At 59.9% G+C, this 18454-nt stretch carries 16 protein-coding genes and 1 pseudogene; 5 read left to right on the plus strand and 12 right to left on the minus strand.

Translation table 11 applies throughout. The features are described from left to right. Positions 1 to 7 precede the first annotated feature (7 nt). The 6 genes from EHW12_RS05950 to EHW12_RS05975 all read right to left on the minus strand — a co-directional run bounded on the left by EHW12_RS05950 (position 8) and on the right by EHW12_RS05975 (position 7559). Positions 8 to 1975 (minus strand): biotin carboxylase N-terminal domain-containing protein, encoded by a 1968-nt coding sequence (locus EHW12_RS05950; RefSeq protein ID WP_125050401.1) that lies wholly within the window; start codon positions 1973 to 1975, stop codon positions 8 to 10. A 4-nt stretch (positions 1976 to 1979) separates the two neighbouring features. Next, on the minus strand, positions 1980 to 3581 hold the full coding sequence (locus EHW12_RS05955) for a carboxyl transferase domain-containing protein (RefSeq protein ID WP_003943673.1): 1602 nt from the start codon (positions 3579 to 3581) through the stop codon (positions 1980 to 1982). Beyond that, positions 3568 to 4767, minus strand: a complete 1200-nt coding sequence (locus EHW12_RS05960; RefSeq protein WP_125050402.1) for an MFS transporter — start codon at positions 4765 to 4767, stop codon at positions 3568 to 3570. Before EHW12_RS05960 ends, EHW12_RS05955 begins: the two co-directional genes overlap by 14 nt. Then, entirely contained in the window at positions 4764 to 5990 is a 1227-nt protein-coding gene (locus EHW12_RS05965) for an aminotransferase class I/II-fold pyridoxal phosphate-dependent enzyme (RefSeq protein WP_007726454.1), read from the minus strand. Before EHW12_RS05965 ends, EHW12_RS05960 begins: the two co-directional genes overlap by 4 nt. Before the next feature lie 493 nt (positions 5991 to 6483). Further along, complete coding sequence (locus EHW12_RS05970) at positions 6484 to 7086, minus strand: hypothetical protein (RefSeq protein WP_007726456.1); 603 nt, start codon at positions 7084 to 7086, stop codon at positions 6484 to 6486. A 23-nt stretch (positions 7087 to 7109) separates the two neighbouring features. Further along, positions 7110 to 7559, minus strand: coding sequence for a helix-turn-helix domain-containing protein (locus EHW12_RS05975; RefSeq protein WP_125050403.1), 450 nt, complete (start codon positions 7557 to 7559; stop codon positions 7110 to 7112). Positions 7560 to 7686: 127 nt separating this feature from the next. Between EHW12_RS05975 and EHW12_RS05980 the strand changes: the two are divergent. After that, positions 7687 to 8832, plus strand: a pseudogene (locus EHW12_RS05980) (MFS transporter); the annotation flags it as partial. An 18-nt stretch (positions 8833 to 8850) separates the two neighbouring features. On the opposite strand, the gene EHW12_RS05985 reads toward EHW12_RS05980, so the two are convergent. The 4 genes from EHW12_RS05985 to EHW12_RS06005 form a co-directional block, all read right to left on the minus strand. Continuing rightward, entirely contained in the window at positions 8851 to 10101 is a 1251-nt protein-coding gene (locus tag EHW12_RS05985; RefSeq protein WP_125050404.1) for an amidohydrolase, read from the minus strand. Positions 10102 to 10198: 97 nt separating this feature from the next. Continuing rightward, entirely contained in the window at positions 10199 to 10621 is a 423-nt protein-coding gene (locus EHW12_RS05990; protein WP_116058204.1) for a hypothetical protein, read from the minus strand. A gap of 470 nt (positions 10622 to 11091) precedes the next feature. Beyond that, entirely contained in the window at positions 11092 to 11640 is a 549-nt protein-coding gene (locus EHW12_RS06000) for a hypothetical protein (protein WP_042925665.1), read from the minus strand. A 64-nt stretch (positions 11641 to 11704) separates the two neighbouring features. Next, complete coding sequence (locus EHW12_RS06005) at positions 11705 to 12043, minus strand: hypothetical protein (RefSeq protein ID WP_125050405.1); 339 nt, start codon at positions 12041 to 12043, stop codon at positions 11705 to 11707. A gap of 187 nt (positions 12044 to 12230) precedes the next feature. Between EHW12_RS06005 and EHW12_RS06010 the strand changes: the two genes are divergently transcribed. From EHW12_RS06010 to EHW12_RS06025, 4 genes are all read left to right on the plus strand, one after another. After that, complete coding sequence (locus EHW12_RS06010; RefSeq protein ID WP_003943733.1) at positions 12231 to 13946, plus strand: 3-ketosteroid-delta-1-dehydrogenase; 1716 nt, start codon at positions 12231 to 12233, stop codon at positions 13944 to 13946. 689 nt (positions 13947 to 14635) lie between these two features. Continuing rightward, positions 14636 to 15436 (plus strand): peptidoglycan DD-metalloendopeptidase family protein, encoded by an 801-nt coding sequence (locus EHW12_RS06015; protein WP_231917217.1) that lies wholly within the window; start codon positions 14636 to 14638, stop codon positions 15434 to 15436. 244 nt (positions 15437 to 15680) lie between these two features. Further along, positions 15681 to 16442, plus strand: coding sequence for a pentapeptide repeat-containing protein (locus EHW12_RS06020; RefSeq protein ID WP_125050406.1), 762 nt, complete (start codon positions 15681 to 15683; stop codon positions 16440 to 16442). Between the two features lie 13 nt (positions 16443 to 16455). Next, the gene (locus EHW12_RS06025) at positions 16456 to 16872 is read left to right on the plus strand and encodes a hypothetical protein (protein WP_042452357.1); all 417 of its coding nucleotides are present in this window, start codon (positions 16456 to 16458) and stop codon (positions 16870 to 16872) included. A gap of 78 nt (positions 16873 to 16950) precedes the next feature. Here EHW12_RS06025 and EHW12_RS06030 read toward each other — a convergent pair whose 3' ends face one another. Continuing rightward, a complete protein-coding gene (locus EHW12_RS06030; protein ID WP_003943650.1) occupies positions 16951 to 17292 on the minus strand; it encodes a hypothetical protein in 342 nt (113 codons plus the stop codon). Next, positions 17289 to 18440: an alkane 1-monooxygenase gene (locus EHW12_RS06035; RefSeq protein WP_054826870.1), complete on the minus strand. Its 1152-nt coding sequence runs from the start codon at positions 18438 to 18440 to the stop codon at positions 17289 to 17291. Before EHW12_RS06035 ends, EHW12_RS06030 begins: the two co-directional genes overlap by 4 nt. Positions 18441 to 18454: the final 14 nt, after the last annotated feature.

An 18454-nucleotide genomic window follows, 5' to 3' on the forward strand; every position in this document is an offset into this window, starting at 1 on the left:
TCTTTACTCATGGCGCCACGGCTGCCAGCACTTGTCCGGCATCGATGACATCTCCCACCGTTACTGTCACCGCCGAGACGATTCCGGGTGAGGAAGCACGAAGGGCAGTCTCCATCTTCATTGCTTCTACGACCGCGACGACATCACCTTCCGACACCCGCGTTCCAGTCTGCAGCACTGCCAGCACGGTTCCCGGCATCTTCGATGTGATCTCTCCGTCGCTGAGATCGGAATCCTTTGCTGTATAGACTTTCTCGTCCACCTTCACGGTCCAGCCACCAACGCACACCCATGTACCGGTGCCGACTCCGAGGCGCCCAGCGGTGGTTGTCAAACCATCGGCGACCAGACTGAGTGTCAGCTCGTCGGTTCCACTCCTGACGACCACCGAAATGTTCCGGCCGTCGGCGGCGACAATCCAGTGGTTGCTTCGTTGTGAGATGACGGTTGTCGGCACGACGCGGCCGTCGGCAATGAGTTCGCGTCCGATCGGGTCGGATCCCAACTTGCGCAATGTCTCTCGATGTAGTCCGTGGGGGCCGGTCCACGACGACCCGGTGACCGGCGATTGTTCCTCGACGGAAGTCCACACCATCGCAACAGCAGCGGCGGTGGCCTGGAGCTCTGCAGAATCCGGGATCAACCGAGTGAGGTGCTCGTCGACGAAGGAAGTGTGAATGTCATCCGCGCGCACAGCCGGTGTCGCCAAGAGAAGTCGGAGGAAACCGATATTCGAGGTTCCACCGAAGTAACTCGAGTCGGCCAAAGCTCGGTCCAATGATTCCAGTGCGGTTGACCGCGTCGGACCGCTTGCTATGACCTTTGCGATCATCGGATCGTAGAACGGCGGAATGCTGCCGGCACCCTCGAAAGCACTGTCGATGCGAACCCCCGACGGCCAGGCTATGTCCACGGAATGTGAAGGTGCGGGCCGAAACCCGTTCGACGGATCCTCGGCGTAGATTCTGGCTTGCACCGCGAAACCCCGCAGCGCGATATGGCGCTGCTGTAACGGCAAACGGGCGCCGAGGGCGATGTCGAGTTGCAGTTCGACGAGATCGACGCCGGTCACTTCCTCGGTGACCGTGTGTTCGACTTGTAGGCGCGTGTTGACTTCGAGAAAGTAGTAGCGGTTTTCGGCGTCAACCAGAAATTCGACGGTTGCCGCATTCACGTAGCCGACGCCTCCGAGTAGTCGCAGAGCGTCGTGCTGCATGGCTCCCAGGACCGATTCGGGGACAGAACTTGCCGGTGCCTGCTCGATGATCTTCTGGTTCCGACGCTGTAGGGAGCATTCACGGGTGAAGAAGTGAACTCCTGTACCGAAGGAATCGAAGAGGACCTGAACTTCGATGTGACGCGGACGCTCCACCAGCGTTTCGATCATCAGGTCGCCGCGGCCGAAGTTCCTTTCGTTCAAACCGATTGCAGAGGTGATGACCTCTCGTGCGTCATCACCCGGATGTAGTCGAACCATCCCCTTGCCGCCGCCCCCGAACACCGGTTTCAGCAGCACCGGCACGTCGAGAGATCGAACGTGACCGAGGACGGTATCGGGATCGGCGCTTGCCTCGCCCCACGCGGTGAGAGTCGGGATGCCGGCGTCAGCGGCGGCCTTCTTCGCTCTTGCCTTGTCTCCGAGTAGAGCGATGGATTCAGCGGCCGGACCGACGAATGTCAGACCTGCAGCGACGACGGCTTCAGCGAAATCGGAGTCTTCGGAGAGGAATCCGTAACCCGGGTGCACGGCATCGCAATCCGCGGCCAGCGCGGCCGCAATGATTTGATCCGAATTGGTGTAGGACTCCGAGGGGATGTCTCCGTCCAGAAGCACGGTGTGATCGGCGAGGCGATGCCACTGTGCGTGTGAATCGACGGGGGAGGAGATCGTCACTACCGACATGCCGAGACGACGGGCCGTGCGCGCGATGCGCGTGACGATTTCACCCCGATTGGCGATGAGAAGTCGAGTCATGTTCTCACATCCTGAAGACGCCGAAGCGCGTTGTTCCGTGATTGCGGGGAAGCATGGACAGCGCGAGTGAAACCCAGGATCGCGTGTCGACCGGGTCGACGATCGCGTCAACCCATAGCCTGGATGCGACGTACACCGACTCGCCCTGCCGGTCGTAACCTTCGCGTATCGGCCGTTTGATTTCCTCGATTTCCTCTTCCGTGAGCGGAGTTCCGCGTGTGCGCGCAGATTCGATCTTCATCAATGCCATCACCGACGCTGCTTGCTCGGAACCGACCACGGTGGTCTTCGCGTTCGGCCACACGGCCATGAAGTCAGGACCTATCGAGCGTCCGCACATCGCGAGATTTCCCGCCCCGTAGCTTCCGCCGATGACGATGCTGAGCTTGGGAACCCTGGCGCAGGCAACGGCATTGACCAGTTTCGCGCCGTGTTTGGCGATACCTTCCGCCTCGTACTGCTTCCCGACCATGAATCCGTTGACGTTGTGCAGGAACAACAATGGGATGTCTCGTTGTGAGCACAGTTCGACGAAGTTCGCGGCCTTGAGGGAGTCCTCCGAAAAGAGCACACCGTCGTTCATGATGACCCCGACGGTGTACCCCTCGATGTGGCCGGTCCCGCAGACGATGGTTCGGCCGTAATTCGCTCGGTACTCGACTAATTCGCTGGCATCGAGCAGGTGGGCCAGAACGTCGCGCGCGACGATCGGGGTTTTCGAGGAAGCCGGGATCACCGTGTCGAGCTGCTCGGGGGAGTGAAGAGGTGGTCGCGGAGATCGTGACGGCGCCCGTACCTCCCGTCGATCACCGCGGGCGACGATGTCGGCGATCATGCTCAGAGCCTCGATGTCGTCGTTGGCGATGTGATCGACGACGCCGCTGATCACCCCGTGCACGTCGGCGCCGCCGAGCTCTTGCGGTTCGACGTCGACACCGGTTGCAGCCTTGACCAACTGAGGGCCGCCCAGATAGACGGTGCCGGTACCGCGGACGATGACGGTCTCGTCGCACATCGCTGGGATGTATGCACCTCCAGCCGTGCAGGAACCCATGACTGCTGCGATCTGAACGATGCCGTCTGCCGACATTTCGGCGATGTTCTTGAACATCTCGCCGAAATGGTGCTCGTCGGGGAAGATCTCGTCCTGCATCGGAAGGAAAACACCTCCGGAATCGACGAGATAGACACACGGCAGCCTCAGCCGACGAGCGACGGATTGCAATCGCAGTTGCTTCTTGACGGTCAGCGGGTAGTAGGTGCCGCCCTTGACGGTGGCGTCGTTCGCGAAGATGGCGCAGAGTGAGCCGCGGATGAGCCCTACGCCCGTGACCAGACCAGCCGACGGGAGTTGCTCGTCGTACACCTCGAATCCGGCCAGTTGTCCGATCTCGAAGAACGGGGACTGCACGTCGAGAAGAGCATCGATGCGTTCGCGAGCGGGCAATTTGCCGCGAGCCCGGTGCTTGGCAACCGACCGCTCGGGTGCCCCGTGAACGGACAAGTGTTGCGCGTCCGCAACTCGCTCGCGAATTTCCTTGTATGCCAGTAAGTTTTGCTCGCGGGTACCGGGGTCGAGTTGTGCGGTGCGTTCAATGACGGGCATGGGACGTACCTACTGTCGGTTCGGAGGAAGCTGTGCGGAGGGAGAATACGAGCGCAGTCGCTGCTGCAGTGATCAGTGCGACGATTGCTGACCACACGCGTTCATCGGATGCGAGAGGTCCGACTACAGAGGCGAAGCCGGCAATTCCCTGCTGTACGAGTCCGCAGTACGCGACGGCGATGGCTCCGCCTTCAGCAAAATGCGTCACTGCTGATGCTGCCGAGTTCGGGAAGAGAAGCGATTGCCCAAATGTCAATGCGATGTATCCGAGCAGGAAGACCGCGAGCAACGGCGTGGAACCGAGTGGGGGATACCAGCAGAGCATGAGGACGAGGCCGGCAAGCAGCATGCACAGCGCACCTCGACGCATCAACTTCTCTGAACCGACGGTTGTGGCCCTTCGATTGACGTAAAGCGCGCCGCTGAAGTAGGCGGTTCCGTAGAGGATTCCGAAGGCTCCGAATGCCCACGGTTGCAAGTCGAATCGATCGCTGAACAGGAAGGGGCTCGATTGCTGCACAAGGACTATCGCGCCGAAACCCAGGCCCCCCGCAATGGCTGGTTTGTAGAACCGGGGTGTCAGGATTATGGCATTCCACCGAACAACGCGTTCGTTGTTGTCGCGGACTGTGGTGTTCTCGGTCCTCAGTGCCACCGCAGCGAGTGCTGCTCCGAGTACTCCGAGCACGCCGAAGCCGGTTCGCCACGAGGTGAACGACGCAAGAGCGCCGCCGATCAGTTGGCCACCGCCCAGTGCCACCACAAATGCCATCGACAACAGCGACAAGCGGCTAGCCAACTCCGAACCGGTGAACTTGTCCTTCACCATCATTCGCACGATGATGGCCGCACCTCCTGCTCCGATGCCTTGAACGATCCGGCCGATCAGTAGTACGGCGGCGCTCTGGACCAAAGCCAATGCAATGCAGGCGATCACGAACAATACCAAGCTGGACAACAGTGCCGTCCTGCGTCCGAGTCGATCTGCCAACCGCCCCCACACGACCACCGGAAGTGCGGCACTGATCACGAAGAGTGTCACCGACCACTTCACCACGGAATCTTCGATGCCCAGATCCGTCGCGATCTTCGGCAGTGAAGGGAGGTAGATGGTCGTGGCCATTTGTGCTGTCAACACGACGGCACAAGCCAGCGGTGTCACTGCGACAGTGCGGTCGTCGCTCATTCCGTGACACTTCGTAGGACGTCGGCGAAGCGCTCGATCGTTGCATGTGGAAGGTCCGCCCGAAGCATCAGTCTCAGCCCGGCTTTGCCCCGGCCGATGACAGGGAAGAAGACCGCCGATGTGTAGAAACCGCTAGCCAGCAGTTTCTGTGCTGCGGTGATGGTTTGTTCTTCCTCGTGGAGCGTGACGAAGCGGATCGGGAGTCCATCGCCCGATGCCGGCGTGTCGACGAGCGAATCGAACAGTTCGACAACCGTGCGGAGTTGCCGCTGCCGCTTGTCGACCTCTCCGCTGCGGTGGAGCTCCACGGACGCCGCAATAGCACCCAGCCCGGCTACGTTCACACGCTGCGACCACGTCAACGGGCCGCCGTAGCGAAGTGCGAGATCACGATTTCGACTGCCCCCGTTGCGGCCGAGTGCGATCGCACCGCCGGAAGCACCGAATCCCTTGTTCAGTGATGTCAGCAAGAATGTTCGATCATTGAGGCTGCCGATGAGATCCAGGACCGCGCCACGCCCGTTGTGTCCGATGACCGAGGTGCTGTGCGCCTCGTCGAGAACGAGAATCAGTCCGTATTTGGCCTGTAATGCAAACAGTTCGTTCAGGGGCGCCTTCCCGCCTGTGCTGTAGACGGTGTCCGCCACGTATGCCACCTGAGAATTTGTTCGGCAAAGACTTTCGAGTTCATCGACGTCGTCGTGCCGAATGGTCACGATCGTCGTTTCGTCGGCGACGCTCGCCTTCATGGCATTGAGGCAGAAGTGTGCGTTCTTGTCGAACACCATGAGGGGAGGTTCACCGCCGGTGAGCAACCCGGACGCGACGAGGGGGAGCAAGCTCCACGCAGCGTTTGCGGCGGATCCGAGGGTGAGCACATGTGCGTCAAGCAGTTCGCTCAACGCGGCCTCTGTGTCGTCGAGAAGGCTGGAGTGGACTCTCATCCGCGAGATGGAACTGTTCAACGTTCGTTCGCGCTCGAGAGCGGCGATCGCACCCGAACGAATTCGGTCGTCGGTGTCGAGCCCCAGATACGAGTACGTGGAGAAGTTCTCGAATTCGTATCCTTGGATCGTCCGGTGTTCGAAACCTGCGACGCGATCGGCGGTGATATCGGCCAGACCCTCACTGACTGCGCGATCCCAGAATGGGTTGCTCAAATCAGCAGCACGCCTGAGGTTGGAGTACAGATTCCTATCTTTCAAGCTCTCGGCAACCGTCATTTCGCGGCTGGTCCCTTCACTGGATTCGATAGCGGAATTACTGCGTTGATGCACTGAGACGCATCATCGTCAGTTGACATCGCTCATTGAGAACGAAAGACAATTCGATGTCAAGCATTACGGAATCGAGACGCCGAGAAAAAGGAAGAAACCCTATGGTTTGGAACTAGTTGAATCTGTAACTTAAGGCGTTGTTGCAGTTCAGAGACGGTGATGATTTATCACGATTTCCCGTGATAAATCTGATAATGCCGTGAGTCACAGACTTGTGTGCACTTCCGCGTGATGTTCGAAGAATATTATGATCCGCATGCGTCAAAGGGTTGGCACGGAAGCGATAAGGCTTCTGTCTCATATTTTTCGAGGATCTCGTGGAGGTTCGGCAATCAGGCGATCCTGTATCTGGAATCGATTTTCTTCTTAATGAATTTCAAAACGTTTTAGGTCCGCTTATCGAATTCTTTACTCGGAGTATGGATGATCCGGTAATGATTCATCCTCGTCGCGACCACTTGCCGCGCAGAAGCATCAGTGCGGTAAGGGTGAGGCCCCATCCGATCGTGGACAGTGCGACGCCCACGCCTGCCTGTCCGGTGACATCAGTACTGGCGTCGATGCTGAATGCGGTGGTGAATCCTGCAGCAGTGCCGGCAGCGGCCGTCATACCGCCGGCCTTCATCCATCGCGAGCAATGGGCGGAACCGAAACACGCCAGAATCACTGTCAGTCCACAGGCGACGACCTGCCAGGTGGGGAACTGTGTCGGGGCAGGCAGGCCGGGGCCGCGGAATCCGCCTTTGTAGTCGGCTGACCAGCTGAGCCAGCCCACGCAAGACAGAAAGCCCAGTGCAAAGGCCAACAGGCCGGTGCTCCACAGTCCGAGTGAGCCCGATCCCGTGTGCCCGCCGCCGAGGGCGGTCGTGGAGTGCTCCAGGCCAGTTCGTTCCGAACGCCAGATTGTCCAGATGATGCTCGCGCCGATAGTTGCGGGCACGCCGACGAAGATGAATGCAATCCAGAGAAACTGCGGCCAGGAGAACTCGAGATCGACAGTCATGGTCGGAGTATGCGCGTACTTCGAATCATGTGCGCCCATCTGTCAATCTGGCGAGTTGCGGGTCAACCTTCCTCGACCTTCTCCACATGTGTACTTGTAGGGTCCAGGTCGATATTCCGTGTGTTGATCAGTCGAAGCCTGGGAACCGGATCGCCCGTGGTGTCGTCGATCAAGATCGAGTGTGGCTCACTGTCATCGAAGGCGTGGCGCTCTCCCCACTGTCGCAGGCTAATGATCACGATGAACAGATCCATACCGCGTTCGGTCAGGATGTACTCGTTGCGGGTACCTTGCGCGTTCGGTTGGACTTCGAAGATTCCCTGCTCGACAAGGACTTTGAGCCTGTCCGTGAGAATGTTCTTTGCGATGCCCAGGTTTCGTTGAAACTGACTGAATCTCGATGACCCGTCGAAGGCGTCACGCACGATCAGCAGCGACCATCTGTCGCCGATGATGTCGGCCGCTCGGGCCGTCGGGCAGTGCGGGTCTGTCCATTGTGCGCGATCCGGCATCGAGTTCCTCATTGGTTGCGTTTTGAAACTGTATTGACGTAACCTCCAAATGGTATCAAAACGCAACCAAGTTGAGGTGGAAGTGACTGCACGTCATGCTGTCGAGAACGCGCGGGGCAAGTTGAAAATGTCTCGCGGACTTCGCCTGTTGCTCGCAGTGCTCTGCGGGGTCTCGGTAGCCAACATCTACTACGCACAGCCGCTCCTCGGGCAAATAGGCTCGGATCTTTCCATTCCTCCGGCCGGCCTCGGTTTCGTAGTCGCACTCGCCCAACTCGGTTATGTGGTGGGGTTGATCGTGTTGGTGCCATTGAGCGATCTCGTGAATCGAAAGAAATTGATCGCAATCCAGATCGTCGCTGCTGCAACGGGAACGATGCTTGTTGCTCTGGCCACCACGAATCTGCAGCTGTTGATCGGGATGGCGGTCGCAGGCACGTTCTCGGTAGTTGTTCAAGTCATAGTTGCCTATGCTGCGGCAATCAGTGACCCGGACGAGCGGGGCGCAAACATCGGTGTCATCACCAGCGGCGTTGTCGTCGGCATCATCCTCGCTCGGACTGTCGCCGGCGCAGTTGCGGATCTGGCAGGCTGGCGGGCGGTCTACGCGGGATCCACTTTCATTTCGGTACTGGTCGCGGCCGTCGCGCTGACGATGCTGCCGAAAGATCCTCGTTTGCAACACGATAGGCGTTCGTACGTGCGTGCAATGGGGTCTGTCGTGACGTTGACGCTTACGAACCGACTGTTTCGCACCCGGGCCCTGATCGCCTTGTTCCTTTTCGCGTCCTTTGGTGCTTTGTGGAGCGGAATGGCCCTGCCGTTGAGTGAGGAACCATGGCGGTTGTCGACCACACAGATCGGGCTCTTCGGAATCGCAGGATTGGTTGGAGCATTGGGCGCGGTCGGTGCCGGTCGGTGGGCCGATCAAGGCAAAGCGCAACGCGTCACCGGGGCGTCTTTGGTCGTTCTCTTGCTGTCGTGGGTATTCAACGCGCAGGCGACGCACTCGCTGGTGTTACTCGTAGTCGGTGTTGTTGCGTTGGACTTCGCCGTACAGGCTGTTCATGTCACGAGCCAGAATCTGATCGTCGCGAACACACCGGAATCGTCGGGGCAGATCATCGGTAGTTACATGGTGTTCTATTCGTTGGGCAGCGCGGCTGGGGCGGTTTCCACCACTATGGTTTTCGACGCGGCAGGGTGGGGCGCTGCAAGTATTCTCGGCGGCGCCTACGCGTTTGCAGCCTTGATCGCATGGACGATCGATCGATTGCGGACCCGCAACACTCTAGGGAGTTGGGAGCCACGTCCTGGCCGCGACGACCAAGGCGTTCACACCGATGGTCAGGGTCGGCTCGATCACGGGAGCGTAGTGCGGAGAGTGGTTCGACGGCACGGTTCGCAAAGCCGGATCAGTCATGTCACCTGTCGTGAACAGTGAAGGGTCGGTACCGCCCAACAGCCAGTACGACAGTGGCGCACCGGCACTGGTCGCGAGAATGCCGACATCTTCACTACCTGCTCCCGCACCGGGATCGAGAATCTTGTTTGTCCCCAACCATTCGGCAAACGCATCGAGTGTCTTGTCCAGCGCTGCCGGATCATTGACGACGATCGGAAAGTGCTCCGTCTCTGTGATGGTCGGTGAGGTGGGTGCACCGGCGGTGGCCGCTTCGCCCTGGACGATGCGGTCGACGCTGTCCAGGATGCGCTGACGCACACCTGCGTCGTAGCTGCGGATGTTGAGTTGCAGTTCTGCTTCGCCGGGAATGACGTTGGCGGCATCTCCAGCATGGATGGAGCCGACGGTGAGGACAGCTGTGGCAGTACTCGGGACCTCGCGTGAGATGACAGTTTGCAAACGCAACACGGTTTCGGCTGCCATGACCACGGGATCGACCGAGTTCTCCGGCATAGATCCGTGGGCGCCCTTTCCGACCAGTCTCACACGAAGTGAGTCCGATCCCGCATACGAGGGGCCGGCGTGCCCGGCGATCGTGCCTGCCGGTAGCGGCGATACATGTTGTCCAAGAACGATGTCGGGCCTCGGGAATCGCTCGAACAGTCCGTCGTCGACCATGGCTTGCGCACCCGCGCCAAGTTCCTCAGCCGGTTGGAAGACGAGGACAAGAGTGCCAGACCATGTCGTCGTATCGTGAGAGAGGATCCGGGCCGCACCGAGTAAGCAGGTCGTATGCAGGTCATGCCCGCACGCGTGGCTGACCGAGACGGTCTTTCCCTGATCGTCGGTCGTTGTCACGGTACTGGCGTAGTCCAATCCGGTTTCTTCCCGAACCGGGAGGGCGTCCATATCCGCACGCAGCAGCGCTGTGGGGCCCACTCCGTTCTTCAGGACTCCGACGACTCCGGTAGTCCCGACACCGGTGGTGGTGTCGAATCCAAGTGCTGTTAAATGTCTTTCCACCAGACTGGATGATCGTTGCTCGTGAAACCCCAGTTCCGGATGGCTGTGGAGGTCCTTGTACAGGTCGATCAAATCCAGATCCACGGCGATCGTTTCGTGCACTGACGAGGTCATGAGTGTCCTCTCGGTAGCGTCTTTTCAGGCTAACCGGGATGACGGGTCGGTAAACAGGACCTTAGGTCCCACGGTGCCGGTGATGCGGAGTCTGGTGCTACGGCACGTAGAACGATGTGACACCTGGGGTGATGATGGATCCGGCCACGGACAGCACGGCAACAGCGATTTGACCGGTCCCGGTCTGCACGATCGCCTCTGCTGGGACTCCGTTGAGACCGTCCGAGAGCCGAGCGGAGCCGGAGGCCCCGGTCGAAAGGTTCAGCCAGCGCACTTCGGACGAGAGCAGGCATCCCCACCGGCCTTCCTTGCCTCCGGTGATCGTCACCGTGCCGGGTTGTTCACCGACGACAGCTACGCAGCGGACGGCCGGCGCGTCGAAGCTGCCGTTCGGGTTGCCGTACGGCGCAGGGTTGATCTGGAATGGAATGGTCACCGCGGCGGATGCGAGCGCTACCGACGTCAGAGTAGAAGCGATCACGACGGATGTGCAGACGCTCAGTCGGCGAACGAGATTCATCACGGAGGCCTCCAGCCATGTCCAGGTGATTTGCTTGTCTTCCCCGACGTAACGTTTTGGTCGTAGCTTCCCTTCTTGCATCGCCGCATTGAAGACGACAGCCTCACCATATCCGGTTGCACAGGAGAATTCAGGTACTCGTCGCTATTCGCTACATGTGGCGGCCTCAGATGCCGTCCGTCGAACCGCCTCTGCCGTCGTCGAAGCACGTACTACGGCAACCGGTGTTCCGGCTGCGGGATCGAAACTCCAGTCCTGCCGATAGGACTGGAGTAGATCTGGATCTGTGATCATCGCACCTGGCGACAATCGCTGGGCGAGCGTGTTCAAAGCGTCGACATTGACCATGATCTGGTTTCAGCCTTCCGTTCCGAGATGTGAAACTCATTGTGTCCAAGGCATGTCCGTGGACCTGAGAGTTGAAAGTCAGTATCTCGAGTGCGGTTGAGATCCACCGAATATGGCGTACGTCATATGTTGCTGAGGTCGGTCAGTACCTGATCGAAGGCGCCGGTACGTCCAGGTGTCACTACCTTCTGAAACAGTGTCAGGACACATTCGTCAAGGGCGTCCGTTGCCGTGAGGGTTCTTCTGGCGACGGTGCTTCTAGCGGACCATCGGCCACGTTCCATGTGTGCCAATGCGATTCCGTCACGCCGGGCTGTTGCCTTTCGGCCCGATGAATGAACGAAGAGGTATGTTCTGCCCGCGATATCGACTTCGCACAGCTTGTTCTTGCGGCGCATGGCCTTGGGCTTCTGGTCGATCAGGGTCCCGATCGTTCCGTCGGACAATCGAAGTGATGCAGGTCGGCCTTTACGGAATGTGAGCCTGGATCGATCCTGCTCGGCTTTTGACGATTTCCTCTTCCACCCGCCGGCAACGCTCTCCGATCCGTCGTCGGATGCGGGAATCAGTTCGCCTTGAACGTTCCCCGACGGATCGAATATCGATACGGCCGAACCACCTTCAGCAAGGTTGACGAACCAGCCGGTCTCTGTAGGGGTGTTCCATTTCATGTAGATGATTATTCTTCATCAGTGCCGAGGAACATCAGCCGACAGCCCGAGACAAGGATCGCGGTCAGGATTCGACAGTCACCTCGATCACGCCATCGTCGCCGTTGAAACGAACCGCCGGCCAGTACCCGTCCATGAAATGCAAACCGCACGAGTCTGTCAGACCAAGGACGACGTGGTAGTCGGGAAAGACCTCGACGGACTCGAGCAGCAAATCGCGCAGTGCATCGATCACTTCGCCTCGTGACGGAGCTTCTTCGCTGGATTCGTTGACAATCGCTTCGACGGCCTGACGGTGAAGAGCCTGATGCTGCTCGAAGACGTGGCGTAGGCGGGGAAGCATGCCGCGTGCAAGGGTGCCGAGCGTTTCGTCGACGATGCCGAAGCTGGGATTTGTCCTCACGTGAGCAGCGCAGACATCGAAGAAGGCAAGCCGCGATTCTGCTGGGGCGGGCACAACGCCCGACCCGTGGCAGGAGCCGTTCTTCGCCAATCCACTCGCAATGTCCCGCTGACTGGGCATCCGGAACCTTCTGCGCCGCGACTGCCTTAGCGTTCTACGTCGATAACCACGTGAAGGGATTTGTTCAATGGCGAAGAATCAGGCACCCCCCGCGACACAAGCCAAGGACATCGTTGTCGATCTACTGGTGATCGGGTCCGGTACCGGCATGGCTGCCGCCCTCACCGCGAACGAGCTCGGCTTGTCCACGCTGATCGTGGAGAAGACGCAGTACGTTGGCGGTTCGACGGCGCGGTCCGGTGGAGCGTTCTGGATGCCTGCCAACCCGATCTTGGCGAAAGCCGGTGCGGGCGACACCGTTGAGCGCGCGAAGACATACGTGCGGTCGGTGGTCGGTGATACTGCCCCTGCCCAACGTGGGGAGGCATTCGTCGACAACGGTGCGGCCACCGTCGACATGCTTTACCGCACGACGCCCATGAAGTTCTTCTGGGCCAAGGAATACTCCGATTACCACCCCGAACTGCCGGGAGGTAGCGCCGCCGGACGTACCTGCGAGTGCCTGCCGTTCGACGCGTCGGTACTCGGCGCGGAACGCGGTCGCCTGCGGCCCGGTTTGATGGAAGCCGGACTGCCGATGCCGGTGACAGGTGCGGACTACAAGTGGATGAACCTGATGGTGAAGAAGCCGAGCAAGGCTTTCCCTCGCATCATCCGCCGCCTGGCGCAGGGCGTTTACGGCAAGTACGTACTCAAGCGTGAATACATCGCAGGCGGTCAGGCGCTCGCCGCCGGCCTGTTCGCAGGTGTGGTCCAGGCCGGTATCCCGGTGTGGACGGAAACGTCGTTGGTTCGGCTCATCACCGAAGATGGCCGCGTAACGGGTGCAGTTGTGGTGCAAGACGGACGTGAAGTGACGGTGACCGCTCGGCGTGGTGTCGTTCTGGCAGCCGGCGGGTTCGACCACAACATGGAGTGGCGCCACAAGTACCAGTCGGAGAGCCTCGGTGAGCACGAGAGCCTGGGCGCAGAGGGCAACACCGGCGAAGCGATCGAGGCAGCACAAGAGCTCGGCGCAGGTATCGGATCGATGGATCAGTCGTGGTGGTTCCCCGCGGTGGCAAGCATCAAGGGCCGCCCGCCGATGGTGATGCTCGCAGAGCGTGCGCTGCCAGGCTCGTTCATCGTCGACCAGACCGGTCGTCGATTCGTGAACGAGGCGACGGACTACATGTCGTTCGGCCAGCGCGTGCTCGAACGGGAAAAGGCCGGAGATCCGGCCGAGTCGATGTGGTTTGTTTTCGACCAGGAGTACCGCAACAGCTACGTGTTCGCAGGCGGTATCTTCCCCCGTCAGCCGCTTCCGCAGGCATTCTTCGACTCCGGCATCGCGCACAAGGCGAGCAGTCCGGTCGAGCTTGCCCGCAAGGTCGGTCTTCCCGAGGAGGCTTTTGCCGAGTCCTTCGAGAAGTTCAACGAGGCCGCTGCTGCCGGTAGCGATGCGGAATTTGGTCGCGGCGGAAGTGCATACGATCGGTACTACGGCGACCCGACAGTGTCCCCGAACCCGAACCTGAGGAAGCTCGACACGAGTGCCCTCTACGCGGTGAAGATGACGCTCAGCGACCTCGGCACCTGCGGCGGTGTGCAGGCGGACGAGCATGCACGCGTGCTTCGTGAGGACGGCAGCGTGATCGACGGCCTGTATGCGATCGGCAATACTGCGGCCAACGCATTCGGTCACACCTACCCGGGCGCCGGTGCGACGATCGGCCAGGGGCTGGTTTACGGATACATTGCCGCCCACCACGCAGCCGAGAAAGTAGCTTCGACTCAGCAGTAGATCCACTAGGCAACAGATCGCCGAACGGGAGATCAGCACGCGTTTCCGATGCCGGGAACGTGCACTGGTCTCCCGTTCGGCTTGTAGGAGCAATGCCACCTGTATGTCCCATCTCGGTAACGCTGACGCGCCAGGTGACCAAGACGCGGTATCGTCTCCAGAAGTGACATGGGGCACTGGCGATTGTGCGACCAGATGCCATCTACCGAAGGCGCGCCTGATATCGACCGGTCGGGTCGAATGCGCAAAAACAGGTATGTACCCAGGTAATTCAACCGTGGTGTGGAGCGTCGTGAAGCGACAGCGTATGAGGTGATTCCTCATCCGCAACGCAAGGATCTCCATGTTCCACCCCCTTTCCGACCATCCGGGTAGACACCCACCCTGTCGATCTTCGAATGAGAAGCCTTCGGTTTGTTCCGGCATTCGTAGTCCTCGATCAACGATCGATTCAGGCACTGCCTCGATGTAGAACCCGTATCTCCTGTGCTGTCACCAGGAGATGCAGACCTGCGGGTCTATGCGCGCGCTCGCGTTCGAGAGCGGTCACCGTACCTCTCTCCATGGCGCGATCCGAACATCTAACTCCAACGGAGTCTTGGTGCGATACACCGAGTAGCTCAGCACGTATTGAGTGCTGTCTGCGGGTAGAGCCTGCACCTGCTCCGAGCACATCAGTCAAGGAAAACATGAGTAAGCACAGAAAACACAAGCCTTCCAGCACAAAACGATTCATCGCCGTAACTGCGGGACTGGGCGCCCTTGTGGGGGCCGGAGCAGTAGCCAATGCAGGTACCGCCGGTGCGCAGGGCTGGTCGGCGAGTTGCAATTGGGAGTGGCCGGTAAGCGGATCACTTTCGCAGGGTTACCACGCGGGACATGACGGAGTCGACTTCGCTGTCAACGTCGGCACCGCGCTCCACGCGCCCACATCGGGCACGATTTCTGTTGCCGGACCCAATGATCCGGGTGGATATGGAACGTACATCCAGTTGGAAGCGGACAGTGGCGAGCAGATTCAGATGGGCCACCTCTCCGAAACATGGGTCGGTGTGGGGCAACACGTCGAGGTAGGCGACGAGATCGGGGCAACGGGTAACACCGGTAGCTCCACCGGCCCACATCTGCATCTCCGCATTCACAGTGGAGGCGCCGTCGATCCCATGTCCTTCCTGAGTTCGATCGGGGCGTGCGATACCGGGTCGAGTATTGTTCCCGCGCCCGCGCCGGCACAGGACGTAGCACCCGAATTTGCACCGGAACCGGCGCCTGCTCCCGTTGTCTACTCTGAGGCATCCGAATCTGTACCAGTAGAAAGCATTCCGGAGTCGGAGACTCCAGCGCCCGGCTCAGAGGTAGTCGTTGCAGCCGGTGATACATTGTTCGACCTCGCGACAGAACGAGGTCTCACCTGGCAGCAGGTGTGGGACATGAATCCGCAGATCGTCAATCCCGATCAGATCCTTGTGGGCGACGTGATCAACTTGTGAGAGTTGATAATTCGATACTGATCCGGGGATGAGTCAACGGCTCGTACACGACCGGTTTCAGTACCCCAGTTGACTCCGAGTTCCACTTCGTGCGCGTGAGCGCTGCAGCCGGGCCGTGCATTTCACGGTCCGGCTGTTTTGCGCGATCCGAGAAGTGATTCCTACCGAAGTACTGATGTGTGGTGGTTCGCTTCTTGGGCAGCCACGGCCAATCGCTGGGGATCTTGCCGATACTATTGAGCCCGTGAACCGGTCCGCGATCACCTCCCTACGTCGACGTTGGTCAGATGAGGGCGTCGATAATTTACGGGCGCAGCTGCTCGATCAGTCGCGGATCGTCAAGCCGCCCCACACTCTCGTCTCCCCATGGGCGGAGACCGATGACGGGCTGATCGATGTGCGTGGCCTGACAGCGGGTAGCGCTGGATTGGACATCCGGTATCTCACGTTGGAACGGATTGATCTGAGTTACGCTCGGGGTCCGATCTCCGTCTTCGAATCCGAATTATTCGACTGCCGTTTCGATTTCGTGGCACTGACCGGACAGCCCCGTTTCAATCGCCGATTCGAACGGTGCAGTTTCCGGGGTGCGACGCTCTCTCGTCTGGCGCTCGGACCGAGGGTCGTCGATTGCGATTTCACTGGAGCCAAAGCACGCGGGCTCCGCTCCGTGCCCAATACTGTGTTCGAACGATGCGCATTCGACGACACAGACCTGACTGGTGCGCAGTTCGCCGATACCTCATTCGTGGAGTGCACTTTCGGCGGCGCACGATTCTCGGCGGCCACGAGTTTTGTGCGGTGTTCCTTCACCCGGACCGCTGTCGAGTTCTCCGAGGCGCAAGTGTCGCGAACAACGTGTGACGGCACCGCGATTCCGGATCAATGGGAAGGTGAGGCCGATTCAGCAGTCGCACTGGAGCGGTATGCCGGTCGATATGCCCGAGCACTTGGCGTGAAGGACACAGAGGGTATGGCCCTCGATCCTGAAATGGATGATTCGTAAAGGGGGCAGATCGATGACTCGCGGGGTCACGTTCAGGACAGTATTCGGTGGACCGTCGGTGCCGCTTGACTTCATCGAGGAGTTGACTCGGCTCAGACACCGGCTGAGGGGCATCGCGATGCAGTACGACTTCGATCTGTTTGTTGTCGTTGGTGGCGACATCTCCGTGGTGACCGATCCGACCGGGATCCGGCTTCCGCGTGTATTTCTGGGCAGGCGTACCGCTACGGCGCAGGTACAGATGAACACTGACGACGTGATGGGGGTGCCCGACCCGCGTGCATTTCTGTACACGACGATCCATGCGGCACTGACGGAACTGATCACGCGTGTCTCAGACCGCGACAACGACTTCGATGCGGACGGGGAGCGAGCGAAGATCGAGTTCTTGATCCTCGATGACATTGGCGAGCGCGAATCAAAGCTGTGATGGCAAATGACAAATGCTGCGCTCCCGAATTCGTCAGGCTGTTGTCACTCTCTGGCATCAAACACTGCGGTGACCACTTCACAGAAAATCGCCGGGTGCCGGCAATGGACGAACCTCACTATGAGTTCTGCGGTGCGCGGTAGCGGTGACAAGTAGGTAGCGTTCAGCTGCGGCGTAGTCGGTGATCGATGTTCCGTCGGGCCCGGGGGTTTGAGTGATCAGGTCGAGGTATCGGCGGCGATAGAGGTATGCGTCGGGCTGGGTCAACAGGTACTCCGCGGCAGCGACGACGTCCAGGCTCGGTGCGGCTCGTCTGAGCCGGGTGCGCGCCGGCTGGTACGCAGCTCTGGCGTGTTTGGTCGGCCCGGTGGCCGTGTAGTGCCCGTCGCTGTGGTCGTCGTCTCGGGCATTGTCATTCATATCGTCGCCTTGGTGTGAATGAGCTCGACGTTGCCGTTGTAGTAGCCGAGGACACGGTGATCCATCATCCGCCGCCACAGTGGTGGTACGGCAGCGCAGACGATCATCACCGCGTATCCGGCAGGGAGTTGCGGAGCGGTTGGAGCGCTGCGCAGAGATTGGTAGCGCAGACGCGGATTCGCGTGATGGTCACTGTGTCGTTGTAATTGGTACAGGAACAAATTGGACAAGAGATGATCACTGTTCCAACTGTCTTCGGGCCGGGCTTTGACAAAGCTGCCGTCTTGTCTTCGCGCACGGAGCAATCCGTAGTGTTCGAGGTAGTTTGCGGCCTCGAGGAACGTGATCCCGGCCAAGGCTTGCAGGAGCAGCCAGGGCAGTATCTGCCACCCGAATAAGGTGATCAACGTCCCGAACAGTGCGGCGCTCAGCGACCATGCCTGCAAGATGTTGTTTCGAGGCGACAGTGCGGGTGAACCCTGCCGGCGCAGGCGTGCTGATTCGATCCGCCAGCCCGATTTCAGACCTCCGAATACGCTGCGGGGCAGGAATATCCAGAACGATTCCCCGAAACGAGCACTGGCGGGATCGCGCGGCGTCGCAACGTTGACGTGGTGACCGTGATTGTGCTCGATGTAGAAGTGCCCGTAGAACGATTGAGCGAGCACAATTTTCGCCAACCGCCGCTCGAGGCGGCTGCTCTTGTGGCCTAGTTCGTGTGCGGCATTGATACCGACGCCCGCAACGACGCCGACGGTCATCGCCAGTGCGATCTTCTCTCCGGTTGCCATCGGGGCGTGCGCCCAACACCATGCGGCGAAGACGAGGCCAGCGTATTGAAGTGGCACGAACAGGTAGGTACACCAGCGGTAGTAGCGGTCGTCCTGCAATGCCGCGATCACGTTGTCGGGTGGGCTGCGGCCATCTGCGCCGACTGCGACGTCGACGATCGGGATGACGAGAATCAGGATCCAGGCACCGGTCGCCCAGAACAGGCCGAGGTGCAAATATTCGACCAGCAGCCAGGACAGGAAGGGACTCAGCGGGATCAGCAATCCCAACGGCCACCAGTAACGCTTCCGATCCCGCCATGCAGGAGCGTCGACACCTGCTTCGGCGCTCGCTCGAATGTCGTCGGTGTCTGTCATCGAAACTTCTCGAG

It is taken from the genome of Rhodococcus sp. NJ-530, from assembly GCF_003860625.1.
GTDB classification, from domain to species: Bacteria; Actinomycetota; Actinomycetes; order Mycobacteriales; family Mycobacteriaceae; genus Rhodococcus_F; species Rhodococcus_F qingshengii.

What these genes read in the sequence shown, in the direction of transcription:
- EHW12_RS05985 (WP_125050404.1), bottom strand. Translation starts at nt 10,101, where the DNA reads ATGACCTCGTCAGTGCACGAAACGATCGCCGTGGATCTGGATTTGATC.
- EHW12_RS06030 (WP_003943650.1), bottom strand. Translation starts at nt 17,292, where the DNA reads ATGAATGACAATGCCCGAGACGACGACCACAGCGACGGGCACTACACG.
- EHW12_RS05970 (WP_007726456.1), bottom strand. Translation starts at nt 7,086, where the DNA reads ATGGGCGCACATGATTCGAAGTACGCGCATACTCCGACCATGACTGTC.
- EHW12_RS05955 (WP_003943673.1), bottom strand. Translation starts at nt 3,581, where the DNA reads ATGCCCGTCATTGAACGCACCGCACAACTCGACCCCGGTACCCGCGAG.
- EHW12_RS06025 (WP_042452357.1), top strand. Translation starts at nt 16,456, where the DNA reads ATGACTCGCGGGGTCACGTTCAGGACAGTATTCGGTGGACCGTCGGTG.
- EHW12_RS05990 (WP_116058204.1), bottom strand. Translation starts at nt 10,621, where the DNA reads ATGAATCTCGTTCGCCGACTGAGCGTCTGCACATCCGTCGTGATCGCT.
- EHW12_RS06010 (WP_003943733.1), top strand. Translation starts at nt 12,231, where the DNA reads ATGGCGAAGAATCAGGCACCCCCCGCGACACAAGCCAAGGACATCGTT.
- EHW12_RS06000 (WP_042925665.1), bottom strand. Translation starts at nt 11,640, where the DNA reads ATGAAATGGAACACCCCTACAGAGACCGGCTGGTTCGTCAACCTTGCT.
- EHW12_RS05960 (WP_125050402.1), bottom strand. Translation starts at nt 4,767, where the DNA reads ATGAGCGACGACCGCACTGTCGCAGTGACACCGCTGGCTTGTGCCGTC.
- EHW12_RS06035 (WP_054826870.1), bottom strand. Translation starts at nt 18,440, where the DNA reads ATGACAGACACCGACGACATTCGAGCGAGCGCCGAAGCAGGTGTCGAC.
- EHW12_RS05975 (WP_125050403.1), bottom strand. Translation starts at nt 7,559, where the DNA reads ATGCCGGATCGCGCACAATGGACAGACCCGCACTGCCCGACGGCCCGA.
- EHW12_RS06015 (WP_231917217.1), top strand. Translation starts at nt 14,636, where the DNA reads ATGAGTAAGCACAGAAAACACAAGCCTTCCAGCACAAAACGATTCATC.
- EHW12_RS05965 (WP_007726454.1), bottom strand. Translation starts at nt 5,990, where the DNA reads ATGACGGTTGCCGAGAGCTTGAAAGATAGGAATCTGTACTCCAACCTC.
- EHW12_RS05950 (WP_125050401.1), bottom strand. Translation starts at nt 1,975, where the DNA reads ATGACTCGACTTCTCATCGCCAATCGGGGTGAAATCGTCACGCGCATC.